Here is a 20,127-nt window from a genome sequence, read left to right on the forward strand (position 1 = left end):
GGTGAAACCATCGCCGATCGGTCGGGGCAAGATCGCCGGAAGTTCGCGCGCGATCTCTTGATACGTTGCAAATCTCAATGATCCATGTTTAGTTGTAACGTTGCGTTGGGGCAGCAGGCCGGCCAGGGCTCGTTGGTTCCGGCATGGTCGCTTCTCCGCCCCCTCAGACTTGACCGGAGACTCGCAGGCCATGGCCCTTACAACGAAGTCCGTTGCCGAATATTTGGCTGGAGCGCCTTTCCCGGCCGGGACCATAGCGATCGTCGACAGCCCCGAGGCCATCAGTGCTCTGACCGTTCCGCAGATCGCGGCCCTCGCCGGCAACGGCGTCGTCTCGCTCAATGCCAATTCCAGTGACGATACCCGGCGGGTCTCGCTCTCGATCGCGAAGGTGGAGGCTCTGGGCGCCGTGGCCCTTAGCGCCGACGACGTGATCGAACTGGTGGATAGCGAGGCTGCCATCCAGCAGCTGACCGAACCGCAGGTCAATGCCCTGAACACCAGGGGCGTCGATATCATCAATGGGGAAGGAGGATCGCTCCAGATTTCGAAAGACATCGCCAAATGGATAACGCGGACCAACCTGACCTTTCACGAACTCGATCTCGTCAGGATCAGCGACGACTTGGGAACATTCGGATTTTCGGCTCAAGAGATTGCGGCCCTGTCCGATAAAGGTGTCGACATTCTCGATTCGACAGCGGATATCAATGCTCGGTTCACGGCGGACCAGGTCATTGCTTTCGTGCAGTCGGATTTGAGCTTCTGGGGCGATGATGCCGTTACGATCGCGCTCAGTACGCAAGAGATGTCTCGCTTGACAGCCGCTCACCTGACAGGTCTCGGCAACAAATTCGTCGATACAATCCGCGCGACCGACAACAATCTCTCCATATCTCTCGATCAATACAAGTCTATCAGCGACCCTCTGAACAACATCACGCTGATGGCGGAGAGCCACATTACGCTTGCTCTCAGCCTGACCGACCTGGCGATCTCGAGGGACAGCGAGCTCGCCGCATCCGCTGCAAACAACATCGATGACATTTCCTTGAATGCCGTCGGGCAGGTCTTCGGGTCGTTCGATGCCCGGATGTTCATCGCCCTCGCGGATCGGGGGATAACCATCCTTGATGCGAGCGACAATGCCCTGGGCCTCACGATCGCTCAGTTCGATGCCTTGAGCGGGATCGGCGGCATGAAGCTGACCATGGAGGATACCGTCACCCTGTCGGTGAACCATGCGGAGGTGGCTGGGCTCGACGAAGGGCGGATGGCGGACATGCGGACCAAGGGCGTCGACATCGTGAGCCTCCGGGACATGGGGCAGGTCCTTGGCGCCTTGACGGTCGATCAGATCTCCGCCTTGGCGACCAAGGGCATCGATGTCTTCGATGCCCAGGACAACAGGCTGACCCTGACCGCAGCCCAATACGCCGCGCTCAATGCCATCCGGCTTTCCGCCGCCGATATCGTGACGATCGTGGCGGATACCACGTATACCCTATCGGCCGAAGCCGATCACCTGACCCTGACGGGCAATGCGCTGCGGGGCACCGGCAACAATCTTTCCAACACGCTGACCGGCAATGCGAAGAGCAATACCCTCAGCGGGCTCAACGGGAACGACACCCTGGCGGGCGGCCTCGGCAACGACACGCTCTACGGCGGCCGCAACAAGGACGTATTCGTTTTCGCCACCCGGCCGAACAGGTCGAGCAACTGGGACACGATCAAGGATTTCTCGGTCGCAGACGACACGATCTGGCTCGACAATGCCGTATTCACGAAGATCGGTTCAGGTACTCCCTCGAGCCCGAGGATGTTGGCGTCGAAGTATTTCACCGTCGGAGGCAAGGCGGCGGATTCCTACGACCGGATCATCTACGACAAGAAGACGGGCTATCTGTCCTATGATGCGGATGGCTCGGGCAAGGGGGCTGCAATCGTGTTCGCAAAACTCGGCGCCGGCCTCAAGATGACGGCTGCGGACTTCCAGGTGATCTGAGGGGGCAACTCCGGCAAACGCGTGCCGGCATCCCGTCCGGCAAGCCTTCATCGGTGAGGAAGAAAAGCGGAATCTGCGCTTTATATTCGGTTTGCCGCACCCCATGTGAGCCTGAACGACAGCAAAGTTCAGGTTCCGCGTGCCGCTTCTTACCGACATTCCCTCCCGCATGGGCGCTGCCGCACAATCTCTCTGGGAAGCGTCCGGTCAACTGATCCAGCCTTCGCTCCGTCTCGGCGTCACGGGTCTCGCCCGTTCCGGAAAGACCGTGTTCACCACGGCGCTCGTGCATCATCTGACCCGCGGCACCAGTCTTCCCGCCTTCCGGGCCTCGGCCGAAGGCCGGATCCGGCGCGCGCACCTCGCCCATCAGCCCGACGACGCGGTGCCGCGGTTCCCGTTCGAGGAGCATATGGCTTCCCTCACGGAGGAACGTCTGTGGCCGCAATCCACGAGCCGGATCAGCGAGTTGCGGGTGGATGTTGAATATGAACGCAAGGCCGGCTGGCGTCCGGGCCCGGCATCCCTTGCCCTCGATATCGTGGATTATCCCGGCGAATGGCTGCTGGATCTGGCCCTTCTCGACGCGAATTATGCCGACTGGTCCCGTCAGACCGTCCAGGCCAGCCGCCGGCCCGATCGGGCGGCGGTCGCGGGCCGCTGGCACGACATTCTGAAGACCCTCGACCCCTCCGGCCCCGCCGACGAGGTGCTGGCGGCAAAAGCCAGCGAGGTCTTCAAGGATTACCTCCTGGCTCTCCGGTCGGGCGCCGAGTCGGTGGCGACGACTCCTCCGGGGCGCTTCCTCATGCCGGGCGATCTGGCGGGCTCGCCCGCGCTGACCTTCGCGCCCCTCGACCTGCCCGCGGGGCGGGCTATCGCGCCGGGCAGCTTCGCGGCCCTCATGGAGCGCCGGTTCGAGGCCTACAAGACCCACGTCGTGAGGCCCTTCTTTCGCGATCATTTCCAGCGCATCGACCGGCAGATCGTCCTGGTGGACGTGCTGGCCGCCATCGATGCGGGGCCCGCGGCCCTGGCCGAACTGGAGGAGGCGCTCGATCAGGTGCTGATGGCGTTCCGGATCGGCCGCAACACGCTGCTCTCCCGCGTGTTCTCGCCGCGCGCCGACCGGGTGCTGTTCGCGGCGACCAAGGCCGATCACATCCACCACACCGATCACGACCGCCTCGACGCGGTTCTGCGCCTCCTCGTGAACCGGGCCACCCGTCGCACGGAGGCAGCGGGAGCGCGGGTCGGCACGGTCGCACTGGCGTCCCTGCGGGCCACGCGTGAAACCACCATTCGCGAGGGCCGGGAAACCCTTCGGGCGGTGGCCGGCGTGCCCGAGGCGGGCGAGCGGGTCGGGGACGAGATTTTCGACGGTGAGACCGAGGCTGCGATCTTTCCGGGCGAGCTGCCGGACAATGCGGAGGCCATTTTTCAGGGCGTGATCGAGCCCGGTTCCTTGCGGTTCCCGCGCTTCCGGCCGCCCAGGCTTCCGGTCGACGCAGCGGGCCGCATGGCCAAGATGCCCCATATCCGTCTCGACCGCGCCCTTGAATTCCTGCTGGGGGACCGTTTCGCATGAGCCGCCAACCTCGCGCCTTCCGCCTCGACGATCCCAACGTGACCGGTGGCTCGATCCAGGTCACGGAAGATCCCGTCGACGCCATCGAAGCGGCGGACGGCGTCGTCGTCCCCATGGGCGAGCGGCGACGCGCGCCCTGGATGGGCATTCTTCTTTCGGCCGCATCGGGGCTCGTCGTTCTGGGGCTCGGCCTCGCCCTCGAGAACCTGATCGTCGAGCTCTATGCGGTTGCTCCCTGGCTCGGCTGGGTCGCATTGGCTCTGGCGGTCCTGGCGGCCCTGGCTTTTCTCGCCATCATCGGACGCGAGGTTCTCGGGATCTGGCGGGAGCAGAAGATCGAGCGGCTGCGCGAGGCCGCCGTCGATGCCCTCGCGGTGAAGGACCACAAGGCTGCCAAGGGCATCGTGGCCGATCTCGTGAGCCTGTACGGGGCGAGGAGCGGCTCCGCCCGCGCAAGCGCGCGCCTCAAGGAGCTGACCGACGAGATCATCGATGCGGATGACCGGCTGGCCATCGCCGAGCGCGAGCTGCTCGCTCCGCTCGACGCGCAGGCGAAACGCGCGATCGCCGCTGCAGCCAAGCAGGTTTCCCTCGTCACGGCCGTGAGCCCCCGGGCCATCGTGGACGTGGCCTTCGTGATTTTCGCGGCCGTGCGGTTGCTGCGCACGCTGGCGCGGATCTATGGCGGCAGGCCCGGGCTGTTCGGCTTTCTGAGGCTGGCTAAGGCGGCACTGAATCATCTCGCAGTCACGGGCGGAATGGCCGTCGGCGACAGCCTGCTGCAGCAGGTCCTGGGGCTGGGTCTGGCGGCCCGGATTTCGGCGAAGCTGGGCGAGGGCGTCCTGAATGGGCTCATGACCGCTCGATTCGGACTGGCCGCGCTGTCCGTCTGCCGGCCGCTGCCCTTCGTCCGGGAGGAGCCCCCGAAGATCGGGGATGTGGCGGGAGAGCTGGTCAGTCGCGCGGAGGCCGCTACCTCTTAGGGAGTAGGGATGCCGCGGTGCGGCAAATCGTACGGGCGTCAGCTTTGCCTTGCAATTCAATGACTTCCGGAACTGCCGAGCCGGTATTTAGACGAATCGATGACGCTCAAGAGCGTTGTGGTGCAACTCGCTTCCCTATATAGGGGCGCCACAGTTCATCGGGGAACAACGGCCGAACATGACAGACATCGTTATTGATGAGGGATATCGACCGACAGAAGACGAGCCCTTCATGAATGAACGGCAGAGGGAGTATTTCCGGCGCAAGCTGATCCGCTGGAAGAGCGACATCCTCAAAGAGGCTCAGGAAACCCTCGCCACCTTGCAGAGCGAGAATGAGAACCATCCTGACCTGGCGGACCGCGCCTCTTCCGAAACGGATCGGGCCATCGAGCTTCGTGCTCGTGACCGTCAGCGCAAGCTGATCGCCAAGATCGATGCGGCGCTCGCCCGGATCGAGGACGGCTCCTACGGATATTGCGAGGAAACCGGCGATCCGATTTCCCTCAAGCGCCTCGAGGCTCGCCCCATCGCGACCCTCTCGCTGGAGGCTCAGGAGCGGCACGAGCGCAATGAGCGGGTCTACCGGGACGACTGACCCTCTTCCGTCATTTCCAAAAAGAAAAAGGGCTCCGGCAACGGAGCCCTTTTTCATTGGATGCGATGGGTGACGGCGAGAGCCTGACAGCATCGGACGCGACATCGAACGCACGTCCAATGCTATCAGTCTATGGTCTTGCGCGTCTTTTCACGTCCGATGCTCCCTTTTTGGAAAGAGCGCATCGTTCTCGCGAAAAACCGGGCCCACTTTTTCGCACGATGCGCTAGTTCCGCTTGCCCGCATCGAGCGGACGCCCGAGGAGGCGGGCGAACTCGGCCTCGATCTCCTCCACGGAGAAGGGATCGGGTTCCTTCGGCGCCTTGGAGGCTGCGGCTGGCTCCGGCTGCTTCGGAGGCAGCGGGGACGGGGCGGGGCGCACGGCTTCGGCGGCCGGACGGGGCTGCTCGGGCTCAGGCTCGGGAGCGCGCTCCACGACGGGTTCCTCGCGGTCCTCGCGGCCGAAATCCACGCGAACCTCCTCGGCAGAGGCAGATTCGAGCAGGTCGTCCTCCTCGATCTGCTCTTCACGCGTCTCGTAGGCGGGCGCGGGGGGAGGCGCGACCGTCGCGGCGGGGCGCTTCAGGGCTTCCTCGAGCTGCTTGGCCATGTTGGACAGGACCGCGGCATCGGGCCCTGCCTTGACGGCAGGAGCGGCAGGAGCGGCAGGAGCGGCAGGAGCCGGGCGGACAGGCTCTGCCGGTGGGGGAGGCGCGGGCGGAGTCGGTGCCGCTGACGCTGCGGTCGTCGGCGTTGCCCGCGACTGGAAGGGCGGTGGCGTGAAGGTCGGACGAGGCTCAGGGCGCTCCACCGGAGGAACGGCGGCGGCCGGCGCGCTCGGGGCGGGCGCGGAGCGCGCTTCGGCGCGCAGGCCAGGAATGGTGGATGACGCGGACACCGAGACGGTATCCGGCTTCAGAACGGGTTCTGGGCGCGCCGGGACAGGTGCGCTGACCGAGGCCACGGCCGAAAGCTCCTGGTCGACGTCGGATTCCTCGGAGGGCCGACGCACGAAGGCGTCGAGCTGAGCCGCGAGCTGGGTTTCGATGGAGGGACGCCCATTGGCTTCCACCTGTGTGGGGCGCGGAGCCTGATCGAAGGCGGGCTCCAAACGCTCCGGGCCGGGCTCGTTGGCGGCGGCCGGAATGCGCGCACCCGCCACGCGCACGATGTTGGTCTCGATGACCGCATCGTTGGGGCCGCCGATCAGGAGGAGGTGCTCGACGTTGTCACGCCGCAGCAGAACGAGCTGGCGCTGACGGTCGAGGTCGTAAACGTCGACGATGCCGAGGCGCGGCTGGCGGCTGCGGGACCGGTCGCTGCCCGGCATCATGAGGCGGGCGCCGGTCAGCTTGCGCAGCACCAGGCCGAACAAGGCGACCAGGGCCAGGATGATCGCAAACGCGATCACGAAAAGGACTGCCCGCGACGCTTCGATACCAAAAAATGATGACACGATGAACTCTCAAGCCTTGTGGGGGGCCTTTGACGGGCCAGTTCTGTGTTGGTTGTACCACATTGGCCGTCAAAGCCAGTTGCAAGGTTAACCGATGGTTAACAGTGCAAATCTGCTTTGCGGCATATAGGGTTCAGGAGAATCCCCGCAATCCGCAGGGGAAGGTCGAAGGAGCCCTCAAACACCCAAATGTGGCCTGCGCGGGGCATTCTAAGAATTATTCCTCGGAGAATCGACCCCCTTGTGCCTCTTGCGCGGCCTCTTGATGCCGCCTTAGAGGACAATCAATAAATTCCGTGTAGGACGCTTCGAGGATCGGGCGCCGGGCCAGGCTCTCTCACCCGCTGCCGCTCACGCCGGCGTTCCTGGGCGCATCCGCCCTCCTGAGGGATAGTGAAGATATATGGCACAGCGAGGCGACATGCCGAAGGGCGCGACCATCGACCGTTCTGACCGTCCCGGCCATTTCGGATGGGTCCTGCTGCTGGCTGCCGTTCTGGCCGGTGCCGTCCTGGGCCTGCGCTTCCTCGGCAGCGAGCAGGCGCAGCCGCTGATCCTGGGCCTCCTGGCCTTCTTCGCCATGGCCGGCGTGTTCTTCCTCTTCGCTCTTGCCATCGGCGTCGTCAGGCTTGCGGGCCAGACCGTGCGCAACGACATCACCAAGGTCATGGCCGACACGGCCGGCGAGGGCCTGGCCGTGATCGATGACGACGGGCGGATCGTGTATGCAAATTCGGCCTATCTCGCCTTTTCGGGCTCCGACGAGGCGGAGGTGCGGCCGGTCGAGCGCCTGTTCATGGGGGCTCCGGAGGTCTCGGAGGCCATCTACCGCCTTGCCCAGGCGGGGCGCGAGCGCCGGACCGGGATCGAGGAGATCCGCCTGTCGCCGTCCCTCGACGGAACGCGGGAATTCGGCTGGTATCGGGTCAGCGTGCGGCCCGTGCCGCGCTCCGGCAGCCGGAACGCCACCTTATGGACCGTCGCCGACATCACCCACGAGCGGGAACGGCAGGAAAACGTTTTCCAGGAACTCCAGCACGCGATCGATTATCTCGACCATGCGCCCGCGGGCTTCCTGTCGATGGATCCCAAGGGCGCGATCCTCTACCTCAACGCCACGCTGGCGAGCTGGCTCGACTACGACCTCGCCCAGGTCGGCTCCGGCGGCCTGAGCCTCGGCGATATCGTGCCGCGCAACGTGGCGGCGATGATGGCGTCGCTCGCCGGGGATCCGGGAACCGTGCGGACGGAGACCTTCGATCTCGATCTGCGCCGCCGCAACGGCCAGTTCCTGCCCGTGCGCCTCTATCACCGCATCGCCTTCGGGATGGACGGACGGATGGGCGCATCCCGCACCCTCGTCATCAACCGTTCGCCCGGCGTGGAGGTGGACGAGGGCCAGCGCGCGGCCGAGGTGCGGTTCGTCCGCTTCTTCAACAACACGCCGATCGCGATCGCGACCGTGAACCGCGCCGGCCGCATCGTTCACGCCAACGCGCCCTTCTCGAAGCTCTTCGGCATCCTGCCGCGGATCGGCGACAATGCGGGCGAGGGGCCCTCCCTCTTCGAGAGCTTCCGCGACAGCGGCCCCCTCGATGCCGCTCTCAGGGCGGTGGCGGAGAACCGGGGCGACATCGCCCCCCTCGAACTCCAGACGGCGGGCGAGAACGGCAGCTCCGTGCGGGTCTGGGTCACGCCCGCGGGGGATTCTGGCCCGGACGGAGAGGCGGCGATCCTTTATGCCCTCGACACCACGGATTTCCGGAAAGTGGAGGAGCAGCTCGCCCAATCGCAGAAGATGAACGCCGTCGGCCAGCTCGCGGGCGGCGTGGCGCACGACTTCAACAACGTGCTCCAGGCCATCATCGGCTACAGCGACCTGCTGCTCGCCAATCACCGGCCCACCGATCCGTCCTTCCAGGACATCATGCAGATCAAGCAGAACGCGAACCGGGCCGCGAGCCTGGTGCGCCAGCTGCTCGCCTTCTCCCGTCGGCAGACCCTGCGCCCCGAGGTGCTCAACCTCAGCGACCGGCTCTACGATCTTTCCATGCTCCTCAAGCGCCTCCTGGGCGAGCGCGTCGAGTTGGATCTCAGCCACGGCCGCGACCTGTGGTTCGTGAAGGCGGACGTGAACCAGTTCGAGCAGGTGGTGGTGAACCTGGCGGTCAATGCCCGCGACGCCATGCCGGACGGCGGCAAGCTCGCCATCCGCACCGCCAATGTCTCGGCGCAGGACGCCGCGCGCCTCGACGTGAGCGGCATGCCGCCCGCCGATTACGTGCTGATCGAGGTGTCCGATACCGGCATCGGCATGACGCCCGAGGTGGTCGACAAGATCTTCGAGCCCTTCTTCACCACCAAGGAAGTCGGGAAGGGAACGGGTCTCGGCCTGTCCACCGTGTTCGGGATCGTCAAGCAGTCGGGCGGCTATATCGACGTGGATTCGAAGCCCGGGCAGGGCACGACCTTCCGCATCTACCTGCCGCGCCACGTGGCGCAGGCGCAGGAGGCGCCCGAGGAGGTCAAGGCCGACGCCCCCAAGAAGCCCGCCGCCGACATGACGGGGCAGGGCACCATCCTTCTCGTGGAGGACGAGGACCCGGTCCGCGCCGTGAATGCCCGGGCGCTCTCGGCGCGCGGCTACACGGTGCTGGAGGCGGCCTCGGGCGTCGAGGCCCTGGAGATCATCCAGGAGCGAGGCGCCCCGGTCGATCTCGTGGTCTCCGACGTGGTCATGCCCGAAATGGACGGGCCCACCCTGCTGGGCGAACTGCGCAAGCTCTATCCCGATCTCAAGGTGATTTTCGTGTCCGGTTATGCGGAGGAAGCCTTCCGCAAGAACCTCCCCGAGGGCGAGGATTTCAACTTCCTGCCCAAGCCCTTCAGCCTGCGCCAGCTGGTCGAGACCGTGAAGCAGGCAATCGGGCGGTAAACACGATGGAGGGCCCGAAAACCTTGGCTCGCGTGCCAGGGTTTTCGGCTGAGCCCGGCGTGCCGGGTCTCAGATTACGTAGAAATCCTTGTAAGACAGCTTGAGGCCCCGGGCGAGCTGGGCAATCTCGATCGCCGCCTTGGATCCTGAACCGTCAGCATCGTAGGACAGTACGCCGGTCTTGTCGTTGTAGATCAGGTAGTCGTCCTTGCCCTTCGCTGCCGTGCCGGTCACGAAGAAGGCCTTGTTCAGCTGCTGGGGCCTCGCCTCGCTTCCCTTCGCGCCGAGCTTTTTGAAGATCGCGTTGTCGAGCCAGAACGTATCGTCGGCCGGGTTGAAGTCCTTGATTGCATCGAAGTTCACCCTCCGGTCCGTCGTCGACGTCCCGAGCCTGGTGTCGAAGACGAATATGTCCTTGCCTGCCCCACCGTAGAGTGTGTCGTTTCCGGAGCCGCCGACGAGCGTATCGTTTCCGCCTTGGCCCTTGAACAGGTCTCGGCCGGCCCCGCCCTTGAAACGGTCGTTGCTCGCCGAGCCCACGAGCCGCTCGGCGGCGATGTCGGCCACGTCGATCACGAGATTCTGAAGGAAGGTGTGGCCCGCGACCGTCGCCTTGACCGTGAGCGTGTGGGTCGCGGCCTGCTCGTGATCGAGCAGATAGGGATTGGTGACCGCCACATAGGTCTTGCCGTCCTTCTGGATCAGCCCGAAGCGCCCGCCCGCGTTGTTGGCCAGCTCATAGGTGAAGGCATGGCCTTGCGAGTCCTGATCGGTCAGGAAGCCCACGAGAGTGCCTGTCCCGGCCGTGGAATCGTAGGGTGCCGCATATTCGTTGACGGTAGAGGCGCTCAACGTCGCCTTGGCCGCAATCGCATGGACCTGGAGCGTCACCGGGCCGGAGGAGCTCGAGGCATCCTGCACACGGATGGTGAAATCGGTCGTCCGGACCGATCCCGCGGCGGCGCCGGGCGAGTCGGTCGCGTCGAAATGGAGGGTGTCCATCATGACTTCCAACGCGGCAGCCTTGCCGGTGAAGGTATAGGTTACGATGCCGGCATCGACGGTGCGATCCGTGGCCAGGATCCCGGCAGGAAGCACGATATCGCCATCCTCCAGGCGGAAGGAGAGCTGAAGCGTCAGGACGTCGTTTTCGGCATCGGTCACGATCAGGCCCCTGAACGCCCGCGCGAGCTCACCGGAATCGAGCGTGATCGTGTCGGCTTCCGCCGCGGGCACGCTCACGGCGGGGCCGCTATTGCCGACCACGTGAGTGACCACATTGACGCTGGAGTTCGTCACCGCGGGGTGAGAGGGATCCTTGATGCCGATGACGAAATTCGTCGTGAAATCGGAAGCGCCGGCGGCCTGATCCGTGGGATCGAAACGCAGCGCGCGCAGCGTGGCGTTCAGCTCCTCCGCCGATCCCGTGAAGGTGTAGGTCCGGGTTCCGGCGAGATCCTCGAAGGCGAGCGGGGCGGACCCGAGCGCGAGCGTCCCGTCGTCCTGATCGAACGCGATGATCAGGGTCAGCTCGGTGTCGTCGCCATCCGCGACGGTCACGCCCCGAAAGGCGTCGACGACTAGGCCCTTGTCGAGGGCGTGCGTCGTCGCCGTGCCGGGAGCGACGGCAATCGTCGGAGATGAGTCCTCGACGACGGTGAGCGTGAACTCCTGCCATTTGCTCAGGCCGCCGGCATCGGTGGCCTTGACCCAGACCGTGACCTGACCCGACAGGCCCGCCAGCGCGGCGGGATTGCCGACCACGAGCTTGCCGCCCGTGCCGATCTTGAACGGTCCGTTCGCGGGGAGTTCGGTATCGCTGTTCTGCCCGGTGACGAGCCTGTAGGTGAAGGCCGTATCGCCATCCGGATCGAGCGTGCGCAAGGTGCCGATCTCGAAATCGGCAGCCGCTGTCTGGCCGACGGTGGCGCCCGTCGCGCCCGGCGTCCCGAAATCGATGCTGAGCGGCGCTTCGTTGACGTTCGTGACGGTGAGCGCGAGCTTCTTGACGAAGGAGGCGCCAGCCCCGTCGGTGGTCTTGACCCAGACCTCCTGCACTCCGACCTGGGCATCGTCGAGCCCGGCGCGCAGAAGGATCTTGTCCGCATCCGCCCCCGAGCCGATCTCGAACAGGGGATGACCGGCCGGGAGGGCATCGCCGGCCGCGTTCGCGACGATCTCGTAGGTATGGGTGTCGTCGGCATTGCCGTCCGTGGTCGCAAGGGAGGCCACGGCGATCCCGACCTGCGCGTCCTCGGTGACCGCGCCGCCCGCCGCGATGATGATGTCGGTGGGCGCCTCGTTGAATGCGAAATGCTGCGAGAAGACGCCCGTTCGGTCGCTGTCGCTTTCGCCCCAGGCGACGATCCAGCTTCCATCGGCGAGCACGGTCACTTGGGGTGATAGTGGCCGAACTCCGGTCGTATTGACCTTCATCCGCTCTCCGTTCGCCGTGCCGTCCGCATGATAGACCTGCTGCAGGAGCACGTCATTCCCTTCGGAATCGACGTCCTTCCAGACGACCACCCAGCCTCCGCCGTGGAGCGCCGCGACAACCGGGAAAATTCCCAGGGTGGTCTCGGATTCGAACGTGTCGATCAGGACTGCATCTCCGAGCTTTTGCCCATTTGTGCCATAAACTTGCTGGTAGGCAGCGGCATGCGTTGAATCGTCATCGGACTGCCACGTCACCACCCAACCGCCGCTTTCAAGCGCGGCCATGCCGGAGAGAACCAGAAACTCATCGTTCAAAGGAACGGCCACCAGGGTCTCGCCGCCGAGCTTTTGTCCATTCGCATCGTAGACCTGCTGAAAGACACCCTCGGGTGCGGTATTTTCGGGCTGAGTGCCATTTCCCTGCCAAGCGACCACCCACCCGCCATTCGCCAACGGGATCACGAATGAGCCGGTTTGGCGTCCGTCGATCGTGGTGTTGACCCGAGTCTCGCCGCCGACCCTCTGCCCGTTCACATCATAGACCTGCTGGAAGACACCCTGTGTGTCCTCGTTTCCCGGCTGGGTGCCTACGCCCTGCCAGGTGACGACCCAGCGACCCCCTGCAAGGGTGGTCACCGCAGGAGAATTTACGTCGCCAGTTCCCGACGTGTTGACGCGGGTTTCGTCTCCGTGGCGTGTTCCGTCGGCATGATATCGCTGCTGATGAATGGACTGCGAGGTATCGGTCTCGCGTGATACCCAAGCCACGATCCAACCGCCGTCCGGAAGCATGGCGATGCTCGGGAAGAATTGCTCGTTTGCAAGGGTCGTATTGACCAGGGTTTCGCCACCGACCCTGCTTCCGCCCGCGTCATAGGCCTGCTGGAAGACGCCAGCACCGTCGACGTTGTCCGCCTGGGTTCCGGATCCCCACCAGGAGACGACCCAGCCCCCATTCGCGAGGGCGGTGAGGCTCGGCCCCATCTGCTCGCCGGAGGTCGTGGTGTTGACGAGAGTTTGCGAACCGACCTTGACGACGGAGTTAGGCATGGAGAACCTCAAAATGAAATGTTATTTCGTATCGAACTAGACCATTCAGCCATCCTTTGGCAATGCCGACTGCGGGAACACGGCTTCCATCGCATCAACCTTCGGTGGAGCGTCCGGCGGACCGACGGGTGGACACGGAAGAGTGCCTTGCCACGGCCTGGCTCCCGGCTCTCGTCCTGTGGGTGAAAGGGGCCCAGACGGTGCTGCGAATGACCTTTCCGAACGGGCAATTCATGCGGCTTCGGCGGGTCGGGAAGTCATTGAATAGAAAGGGGTTATGGCATCGCGTCGGGCGGGTCGTCGGTATCCTGGACGTCGGGACCATAAACTTGCGGAGAGAACAAAAAAAGAACTTGTACGAGAGAACAAAGTGAGTACATATATTCCCTCAACACCGCGTTGAGATTCACTCCTCCTCCTGCCATAAGAAGGTGTCTGATCATGTCGCAGTCTTCTCTGAGACTGGTGGAAAGCTCATCAATGGATAAAGACAAGTCGAAAGCTCTCGACGCGGCGCTCTCACAGATCGAGCGTGCCTTCGGCAAGGGCTCGATCATGCGGCTCGGCAAGGGGCAGCAGCCGGTCGAAATCGAAACCATCTCGACGGGGTCGCTCGGCCTCGACATCGCGCTCGGCGTGGGCGGACTGCCCCGCGGCCGCATCATCGAGATCTACGGGCCGGAATCCTCCGGCAAGACCACGCTGGCGCTGCACACCATCGCGGAAGCCCAGAAGAAGGGCGGCGTCTGCGCCTTCGTGGACGCGGAGCACGCGCTCGATCCCGTTTATGCCCGCAAGCTCGGCGTCAGCCTGGACGATCTCCTGATCTCCCAGCCCGACACCGGCGAGCAGGCCCTCGAAATCGCCGACACGCTGGTGCGCTCCGGCGCGGTGGACGTGCTCGTCATCGACTCGGTGGCGGCGCTCACCCCGAAGGCCGAGCTCGACGGCGAAATGGGCGAGGTCCAGCCGGGCCTCCAGGCCCGCCTCATGAGCCAGGCCCTGCGCAAGCTCACCGGTTCGATCTCGCGCTCGAACACGATGGTGATCTTCATCAACCAGATCCGCATGAAGATCGGCGTCATGTACGGCAGCCCGGAGACGACCACGGGCGGCAATGCCCTGAAGTTCTACGCCTCCGTGCGCCTCGACATCCGCCGCATCTCGACCCTGAAGGATCGCGACGATCCGATCGGCAACTCGGTGCGCGTGAAGGTCGTCAAGAACAAGGTCGCACCGCCCTTCAAGCAGGTCGAGTTCGACATCATGTTCGGCGAGGGCGTGTCCAAGGTAGGCGAACTCGTCGATCTCGGCGTCAAGGCCGGCATCGTCGACAAGTCCGGCGCCTGGTTCTCCTACGACAGCCAGCGCCTCGGCCAGGGCCGTGAGAACGCCAAGCAGTTCCTGCGCGACAACCCCGAGGTCGCCGATAAGATCGAGGGCCTCATCCGCCAGAATGCCGGCCTCCTCGCCGACCGCATCCTGGAACAGGCGACCCCGACCACCGAAGACCTGGACGAGGGATCGGCCGACTAGAGCATCGTGCGAAGAAGCGGGAACCGGTTCTTCGCGAAAAACGATGCTTCATCAAAGAGATGGAGCAAGCATTCCGATCCCGTCAGAATGCTTGCTCTAAAGAGGTTTTGCTCTCCTTCAAGGGCAAAGAACAGGCCGTCGCGAGAGATCGCGGCGGTCTTTTCGGTTGCTTTCCTCGAGGCGAGCGCATCGTGCGAAAAAGTGGACCTGGTTTTTCGCAGCAAGCGATGCGCTCCTCTAGGAGGGAGCATCGCATGGAATCCCAAAAGTGGATTCCACTTTTGGGTCTGATGCTCTAGGGGCGGCGAAAGGGCCTGCGTGGAAGCCGAAAGGCTGCCAGCGCAGCGTGTTGCCTAGCGCATCGTGCGGACCCAGCGGCCGCGCAGCGAAAAGTGGACCCGGATCTTACGAACGTGGCCCTTCGGGTCCTCACAAACGATGCGCTCATCTAAGGAGGGAGCATCGAATTCGATCCCAAAAGTGGAGTCCACTCTTCACGTCCGATGCTCTAACAGCCTCCTCCAGGCGGTTCAGATGATCAGGAAGTCGCTACGATTGACGTCGTCAGGGCTGCCCGCGAGGGTGGCGAAATGCACTTTTGGGGCTGGGCCCGTGCCGTCCCGGTCGTAGTAGAGCGCGCCAGTGACCTTGTCGTAGATGATGCGGTCGCTCGCATCCATAGCAGCCGTCCCGATCCGGAAGGCGGCGGCCGTGAGAGGGCCTTCGGTCAATCCCTTGAAGAATTCATTTTCGAGGGCGATGCGGTCGTCCTTGTGGCTGAAGTCGAGGATCGTGTCGCGGTTGGCACTCGCCGGCTTCGTGTCGAACACGAAGGTGTCGTTGCCTGGCCCACCCGTCATCTGGTCGAGGCCAAGCCCGCCGTACAGCAGGTCGTTTCCGCTCCCGCCAAAGAGCCTGTCATTGCCGGCCCCGCCGTTGAGCAGGTCGTTCCCGGCTTTGGCGTCGAGGGTGTCGTTGCCGCCCAGGCCGAAGAGCTGATCCTTGTACCCACTGGCCGTCATCCGGTCGTTTCCGGCCGCTCCGATGATGTTGAGTTGCGTCCCGTTCGTGTCACGAACGGCTCCCCGAAGCAGAGTATCGGGTGTCAGCGCGAGGAGCCCCGGGATCGCGACGCCGCCCTGCGGGCCCGTTTGACTGCCCAGGGCAATCGTCAAGTGCGCAAGCTGTTCTTGTCTGTTGGCGTCACTTCCCACACGGTACAGTTCGGCAGATGCGATCATGCCGCTCACGCCGAAAATCCCATTGAAGTCCAGCCCGGTTCCGGTGGTGGCGATTTCATACCGGGGATCCGACGAGACACCACTGTCGTTCACGATCCGGAAATAGCTTCTGCCCGTCGTCGTCCCGCCGAGCCCGCTCCCATCCCAGGAAACAGGGAGGCTCCCGGAGAAGAACAGATCGGTATTGAAACCTCTTGAAGTGTCGATGGTGAGGGTGAAGACGGCCATGGCTCGGTCCTCCGGGTGCCCGATGCACCAGATACCCCCATGTGCCCGTGGCCACGATATCATCCTTTTATCCTGGCAGCTCGTCAAACTTGGCTGCTACCATCCCGGGATTGGGCAGAGGGACTCCAGGATAGACGACACGCCGCCTCGACAGGGCGTCTGCGGGCGGCTAAAACCGCCATCGAAATCATGTCTTTCCGGGCCCGAAAAGCCCCTGCATCCGAGTTTGAGAACCCATGAGCGGCGTCAACGAAATCCGGTCGGCCTTCCTCGATTACTTCGCCAAGAACGGCCATGAGGTCGTGGCCTCGAGCCCCCTCGTGCCGCGCAACGACCCGACCCTGATGTTCACGAATGCCGGCATGGTGCAGTTCAAGAACGTCTTCACGGGGGCCGAGAAGCGCCCCTACAGCACGGCGGCGACGGCGCAGAAATGCGTGCGCGCGGGCGGCAAGCACAACGATCTCGACAATGTGGGCTACACGGCGCGCCACCACACCTTCTTCGAGATGCTCGGCAATTTCTCGTTCGGCGACTACTTCAAGGAGCGCGCCATCGAGCTCGCCTGGAATCTGATCACGAAGGAGTTCGACCTGCCGAAGGACAAGCTCCTCGTCACCGTCTATCATGACGACGACGAGGCGGCGAACCTCTGGAAGAAGATCGCCGGATTCTCGGATTCGAAGATCATCCGCATCCCGACCTCGGATAATTTCTGGCAGATGGGCGATACCGGCCCGTGCGGCCCGTGCTCGGAAATCTTCATCGACCAGGGCGACAAGCTCTGGGGCGGTCCTCCCGGCAGCCCTGAGGAGGACGGCGACCGCTTCCTCGAGTTCTGGAATCTCGTGTTCATGCAATACGAGCAGATCGAGCCCGGCAACCGCATCGGCCTGCCCAGGCCCTCCATCGACACCGGCATGGGGCTGGAGCGCATCTCCGCGATCCTGCAGGGCGTCTATTCGAACTACGACACGGACCTGTTCCGCACCCTCATCGAGGCCGTGGCCCACGCCACGGGCGTTGCGCCGGAAGGCGACCGCAAGGCTTCGCACCGCGTGATCGCGGATCACCTGCGCACCTCCTGCTTCCTCGTGGCCGACGGGGTTCTGCCCTCGAACGAGGGACGCGGCTACGTGCTCCGCCGCATCATGCGCCGCGCCATGCGCCATGCGCAGCTGCTCGGCGCGAAGGAGCCGCTCATGTACCGCCTCGTGCCCGTTCTCGTGCGCGAGATGGGGCAGGCCTATCCTGAGCTGATCCGCGCCGAGGCGCTCATCACCGAGACCCTGAAGCTGGAGGAAACCCGGTTCCGCAAGACCCTGGAACGCGGCCTCTCGATCCTCGACGAGGAAAGCCGCAGCCTCATCAAGGGCCAGAACCTCTCCGGCGACACGGCCTTTACGCTCTACGACACTTATGGCTTCCCGCTCGACCTGACGCAGGATGCGCTGAAGCCCCGCGGCATCGGCGTCGACACGGAGGCCTTCAACGCCGCCATGGAGCGTCAGCGCGAGAAAGCCCGGGCGGCCTGGTCCGGTTCGGGCGAGGCGGCGACCGAGACCGTATGGTTCTCCGTGAAGGAGCGCACGGGCGCGACCGAGTTCCTCGGCTACGACACCGAGAATGCGGAGGGCGTCGTCCTGGCTCTGCTCAAGGACGGCAAGGAGGTTGCCGAGCTGAAGGCGGGCGAGACCGGCCTCGTGGTTCTCAACCAGACCCCGTTCTACGGCGAGTCCGGCGGCCAGGTCGGGGATACCGGCGTGATGCAGGGCGAGGGCGCGCGCGTCTTCGTGACTAATACCGAGAAGAAACTCGGCGATCTCTTCGTGCACCATGTCACGGTCGAGCACGGTTCCCTGAAGCCCGGCCAGTCGCTCGAGCTGATGGTGGATCACGATCGCCGCTCCGCCGTGCGCGCCAACCACTCGGCGACCCACCTCCTGCACGAGGCCCTGCGCGAGGTTCTGGGCGACCACGTGGCCCAGAAGGGCTCCATGGTCGGGCCCGACCGCCTGCGCTTCGACTTCAGCCATCCCAAGCCCATCGAGGATGCGGAGCTGAAGTCCGTCGAGGAGATCGCCAACAAGGTCCTGCTCCAGAACGAGCCGGTCGTGACCAAGCTCATGGCCGTGGACGAAGCCATCGAGTCCGGCGCCCGCGCGCTCTTCGGCGAGAAGTACGGCGACGAGGTCCGGGTCGTGTCCATGGGCAAGGCCGAGGGCAACAAGACCTTCTCGGTCGAGCTTTGCGGCGGCACGCATGTGAACCGTACGGGCGATATCGGCATGATCACCATCGTGTCCGAGAGTGCTGTCGCCGCGGGCGTGCGCCGTCTCGAAGCGATGACGGGCAATGCCGCGCGCCACCACCTCGAAGGTGAAAGCCGCAGGCTGCGCGAGGTTGCGGGCCTCCTGAAGACCCCGGTGGACGAGGTGTCCTCGCGCCTGACGGCTCTTCTCGAAGAGCGCCGCAAGCTCGAGCGCGATCTGGCCGAGGCGCGCCGCAAGCTCGCCATGGGCGGCGCGGGCGGCAGCGAGCCGATCAAGGACGTTAACGGCACCAAGCTCATGGCGCGCGCGGTGACGGGCGTGGAGATGAAGGACCTCAAGAGCCTCGCCGACGAGGGCAAGAAGCGTCTCGGCTCGGGCGTCGTCGCCATCGTGGGCGTCGCCGAGGACGGCAAGGCCGGCATCGTCGTTGCCGTGACCGAGGACCTGACCGGGAAGTACGATGCGGTCTCGCTGGTGAGGATCGGCTCGGAGAAGCTCGGCGGAAAGGGCGGCGGCGGGCGCCGCGACATGGCCCAGGCCGGCGGCCCCGACGGGGCGCAGGCGGAAGCGGCGCTCTCGGCCATCGAAGCGGCATTGTCCGCCGCGGCCTGAGGAACCGGGCGCCGTGCCGAGGGTTCATCCACACCCGACGCGGCGCAGGATCTACGAAATCCTTGAACGCAGCAGCGTGAACGACCCCGTCGTTCACGCTGTCCATTTATTCCTGATCCTGCTGATCGCCGTAAATGTCACGGCGGTCGTCCTCGAGAGCGTGCCGTCGCTGCAGGATGCCTACGACACGCCTTTCCTGATCATCGAGCTCGTCAGCGGCGTCATCTTCACGGTGGAGTACGCGGCCCGGCTCTGGTGCGCGCCGGAATATCTGCCCTTCCACCACATGACGCCGTGGCGGGCGCGGATGAGATGGGCTCTGCACCCGCAATCCGTCATCGACTTCGTGGCGGTCGTGCCCTTCTATCTCGCCTATTGGGACGTGGGAGGCCTGCGCGCTTTCCTGCTGCTCCGGCTCTTCCGCTTCTTCAAGCTCGCGCGCTATTCGCCGGGCCTGGCAAGCCTCGCGGAGGCCGTCTATGCCGAGCGGCGGGCGCTGATCGCCTGCGGCGTGATCCTCATGGGGGCCATGCTTCTCGCGGCTTCCGCGATCAATCTCGTCGAACGGGACGTGCAGCCCGACAAGTTCGGCACCATCCCCGAATCCATGTACTGGGCCATCGTGACGCTCACCACCGTGGGCTATGGCGACGCCGTCCCCGTGACGGCGCTCGGGCGGGTGATCGCCGCCCTGACGGCCGTGGCGGGGCTCGTCATGCTGGCTCTGCCGGTCGGCATCATCGCGAGCGCCTTTTCACGGGAGATCCACCGGCGGGATTTCGTCGTCACATGGAGCATGGTGGCGCGGGTGCCGCTCTTTGGGGATCTGGACGCTCAGGAGATCGCGAGCGTGATGCAATGTCTGAGTTCCCGCAGCTGCGCACCCGGGGAGGTCATCGTCCGCAAGGGCGACGAGGCCCATTCCATGTATCTCATCGCGGCAGGCGACGTGGAGGTGGTCCTGCCCGGCGAGAATGTCCGGCTCGGCCCCGGAGACTTCTTCGGCGAGATGGCCGTTCTCAAGAGGCGGCGGCGCGCCGCAACCGTCAGGGCCCTGACGCCCTGCCGCCTGCTCGTGCTCGATGCGGGCGACCTGCACGACCTTCTCGAGGGCAACCCGGCCCTGGCCGAACATGTTCATGCGGTCGCCCGCTCCCGAGGCGGAGAGACGGACGAGTGAGCG

12 protein-coding genes are annotated in these 20,127 nt (G+C 64.7%); 8 read left to right on the top strand and 4 right to left on the bottom strand.

Translation table 11 applies throughout. From position 1 onward, the window contains the following. Positions 1–190: 190 nt before the first annotated feature. The 4 genes from AB8841_RS16400 to dksA all read left to right on the top strand — a co-directional run bounded on the left by AB8841_RS16400 (position 191) and on the right by dksA (position 5,177). Positions 191–2,008, top strand: coding sequence for a calcium-binding protein (locus AB8841_RS16400; protein WP_370436896.1), 1,818 nt, complete (start codon positions 191–193; stop codon positions 2,006–2,008). 139 nt (positions 2,009–2,147) lie between these two features. Beyond that, a complete protein-coding gene (locus AB8841_RS16405; RefSeq protein ID WP_370436897.1) occupies positions 2,148–3,596 on the top strand; it encodes a YcjX family protein in 1,449 nt (482 codons plus the stop codon). Continuing rightward, positions 3,593–4,579 carry a YcjF family protein gene (locus tag AB8841_RS16410; protein WP_370436898.1) on the top strand — a complete coding sequence of 329 codons (987 nt, stop codon included), beginning with the start codon at positions 3,593–3,595 and terminating at the stop codon, positions 4,577–4,579. The genes AB8841_RS16405 and AB8841_RS16410 overlap by 4 nt, the downstream gene beginning before the upstream one ends. Before the next feature lie 178 nt (positions 4,580–4,757). After that, a complete protein-coding gene (gene dksA, locus AB8841_RS16415; RefSeq protein WP_370436899.1) occupies positions 4,758–5,177 on the top strand; it encodes an RNA polymerase-binding protein DksA in 420 nt (139 codons plus the stop codon). Positions 5,178–5,403: 226 nt separating this feature from the next. Here the strand turns inward: dksA and AB8841_RS16420 are convergent, their stop codons facing one another. After that, entirely contained in the window at positions 5,404–6,633 is a 1,230-nt protein-coding gene (locus AB8841_RS16420) for a hypothetical protein (protein ID WP_370436900.1), read from the bottom strand. Between the two features lie 403 nt (positions 6,634–7,036). Here AB8841_RS16420 and cckA point away from each other — a divergent pair, with 403 nt between their 5' ends. Next, a complete protein-coding gene (cckA, locus tag AB8841_RS16425; RefSeq protein ID WP_370436901.1) occupies positions 7,037–9,568 on the top strand; it encodes a cell cycle histidine kinase CckA in 2,532 nt (843 codons plus the stop codon). Positions 9,569–9,637: 69 nt separating this feature from the next. Here cckA and AB8841_RS16430 read toward each other — a convergent pair whose 3' ends face one another. After that, the gene (locus tag AB8841_RS16430; protein ID WP_370436902.1) at positions 9,638–13,054 is read right to left on the bottom strand and encodes a hypothetical protein; all 3,417 of its coding nucleotides are present in this window, start codon (positions 13,052–13,054) and stop codon (positions 9,638–9,640) included. 441 nt (positions 13,055–13,495) lie between these two features. Here AB8841_RS16430 and recA point away from each other — a divergent pair, with 441 nt between their 5' ends. Continuing rightward, positions 13,496–14,590 carry a recombinase RecA gene (gene recA, locus AB8841_RS16435; protein ID WP_370436903.1) on the top strand — a complete coding sequence of 365 codons (1,095 nt, stop codon included), beginning with the start codon at positions 13,496–13,498 and terminating at the stop codon, positions 14,588–14,590. Here the strand turns inward: recA and AB8841_RS16440 are convergent. Both AB8841_RS16440 and AB8841_RS16445 read right to left on the bottom strand, forming a co-directional pair. Next, positions 14,587–14,814 (bottom strand): hypothetical protein, encoded by a 228-nt coding sequence (locus AB8841_RS16440; protein WP_370436904.1) that lies wholly within the window; start codon positions 14,812–14,814, stop codon positions 14,587–14,589. The genes recA and AB8841_RS16440 overlap by 4 nt on opposite strands. Positions 14,815–15,120: 306 nt before the next feature. Further along, entirely contained in the window at positions 15,121–16,059 is a 939-nt protein-coding gene (locus AB8841_RS16445) for a calcium-binding protein (protein WP_370436905.1), read from the bottom strand. Positions 16,060–16,295: 236 nt separating this feature from the next. On the opposite strand from AB8841_RS16445, the gene alaS reads away from it, so the two are divergent. Both alaS and AB8841_RS16455 read left to right on the top strand, forming a co-directional pair. Beyond that, positions 16,296–18,944, top strand: coding sequence for an alanine--tRNA ligase (gene alaS / locus AB8841_RS16450; RefSeq protein WP_370436906.1), 2,649 nt, complete (start codon positions 16,296–16,298; stop codon positions 18,942–18,944). A gap of 13 nt (positions 18,945–18,957) precedes the next feature. Then, positions 18,958–20,124 (top strand): cyclic nucleotide-gated ion channel, encoded by a 1,167-nt coding sequence (locus AB8841_RS16455; RefSeq protein ID WP_370436907.1) that lies wholly within the window; start codon positions 18,958–18,960, stop codon positions 20,122–20,124. Positions 20,125–20,127 lie beyond the last annotated feature (3 nt).

The sequence above is a fragment of the Microvirga sp. TS319 genome (genome assembly GCF_041276405.1).
GTDB lineage: Bacteria > Pseudomonadota > Alphaproteobacteria > Rhizobiales > Beijerinckiaceae > Microvirga.

Excerpts from the sequence above, each read along its gene's own strand:
- AB8841_RS16400 (WP_370436896.1), top strand. The coding sequence starts at position 191 with ATGGCCCTTACAACGAAGTCCGTTGCCGAATATTTGGCTGGAGCGCCT.
- AB8841_RS16410 (WP_370436898.1), top strand. The coding sequence starts at position 3,593 with ATGAGCCGCCAACCTCGCGCCTTCCGCCTCGACGATCCCAACGTGACC.
- dksA (WP_370436899.1), top strand. The coding sequence starts at position 4,758 with ATGACAGACATCGTTATTGATGAGGGATATCGACCGACAGAAGACGAG.
- cckA (WP_370436901.1), top strand. The coding sequence starts at position 7,037 with ATGGCACAGCGAGGCGACATGCCGAAGGGCGCGACCATCGACCGTTCT.
- AB8841_RS16430 (WP_370436902.1), bottom strand. The coding sequence starts at position 13,054 with ATGCCTAACTCCGTCGTCAAGGTCGGTTCGCAAACTCTCGTCAACACC.
- recA (WP_370436903.1), top strand. The coding sequence starts at position 13,496 with ATGTCGCAGTCTTCTCTGAGACTGGTGGAAAGCTCATCAATGGATAAA.
- AB8841_RS16445 (WP_370436905.1), bottom strand. The coding sequence starts at position 16,059 with ATGGCCGTCTTCACCCTCACCATCGACACTTCAAGAGGTTTCAATACC.
- alaS (WP_370436906.1), top strand. The coding sequence starts at position 16,296 with ATGAGCGGCGTCAACGAAATCCGGTCGGCCTTCCTCGATTACTTCGCC.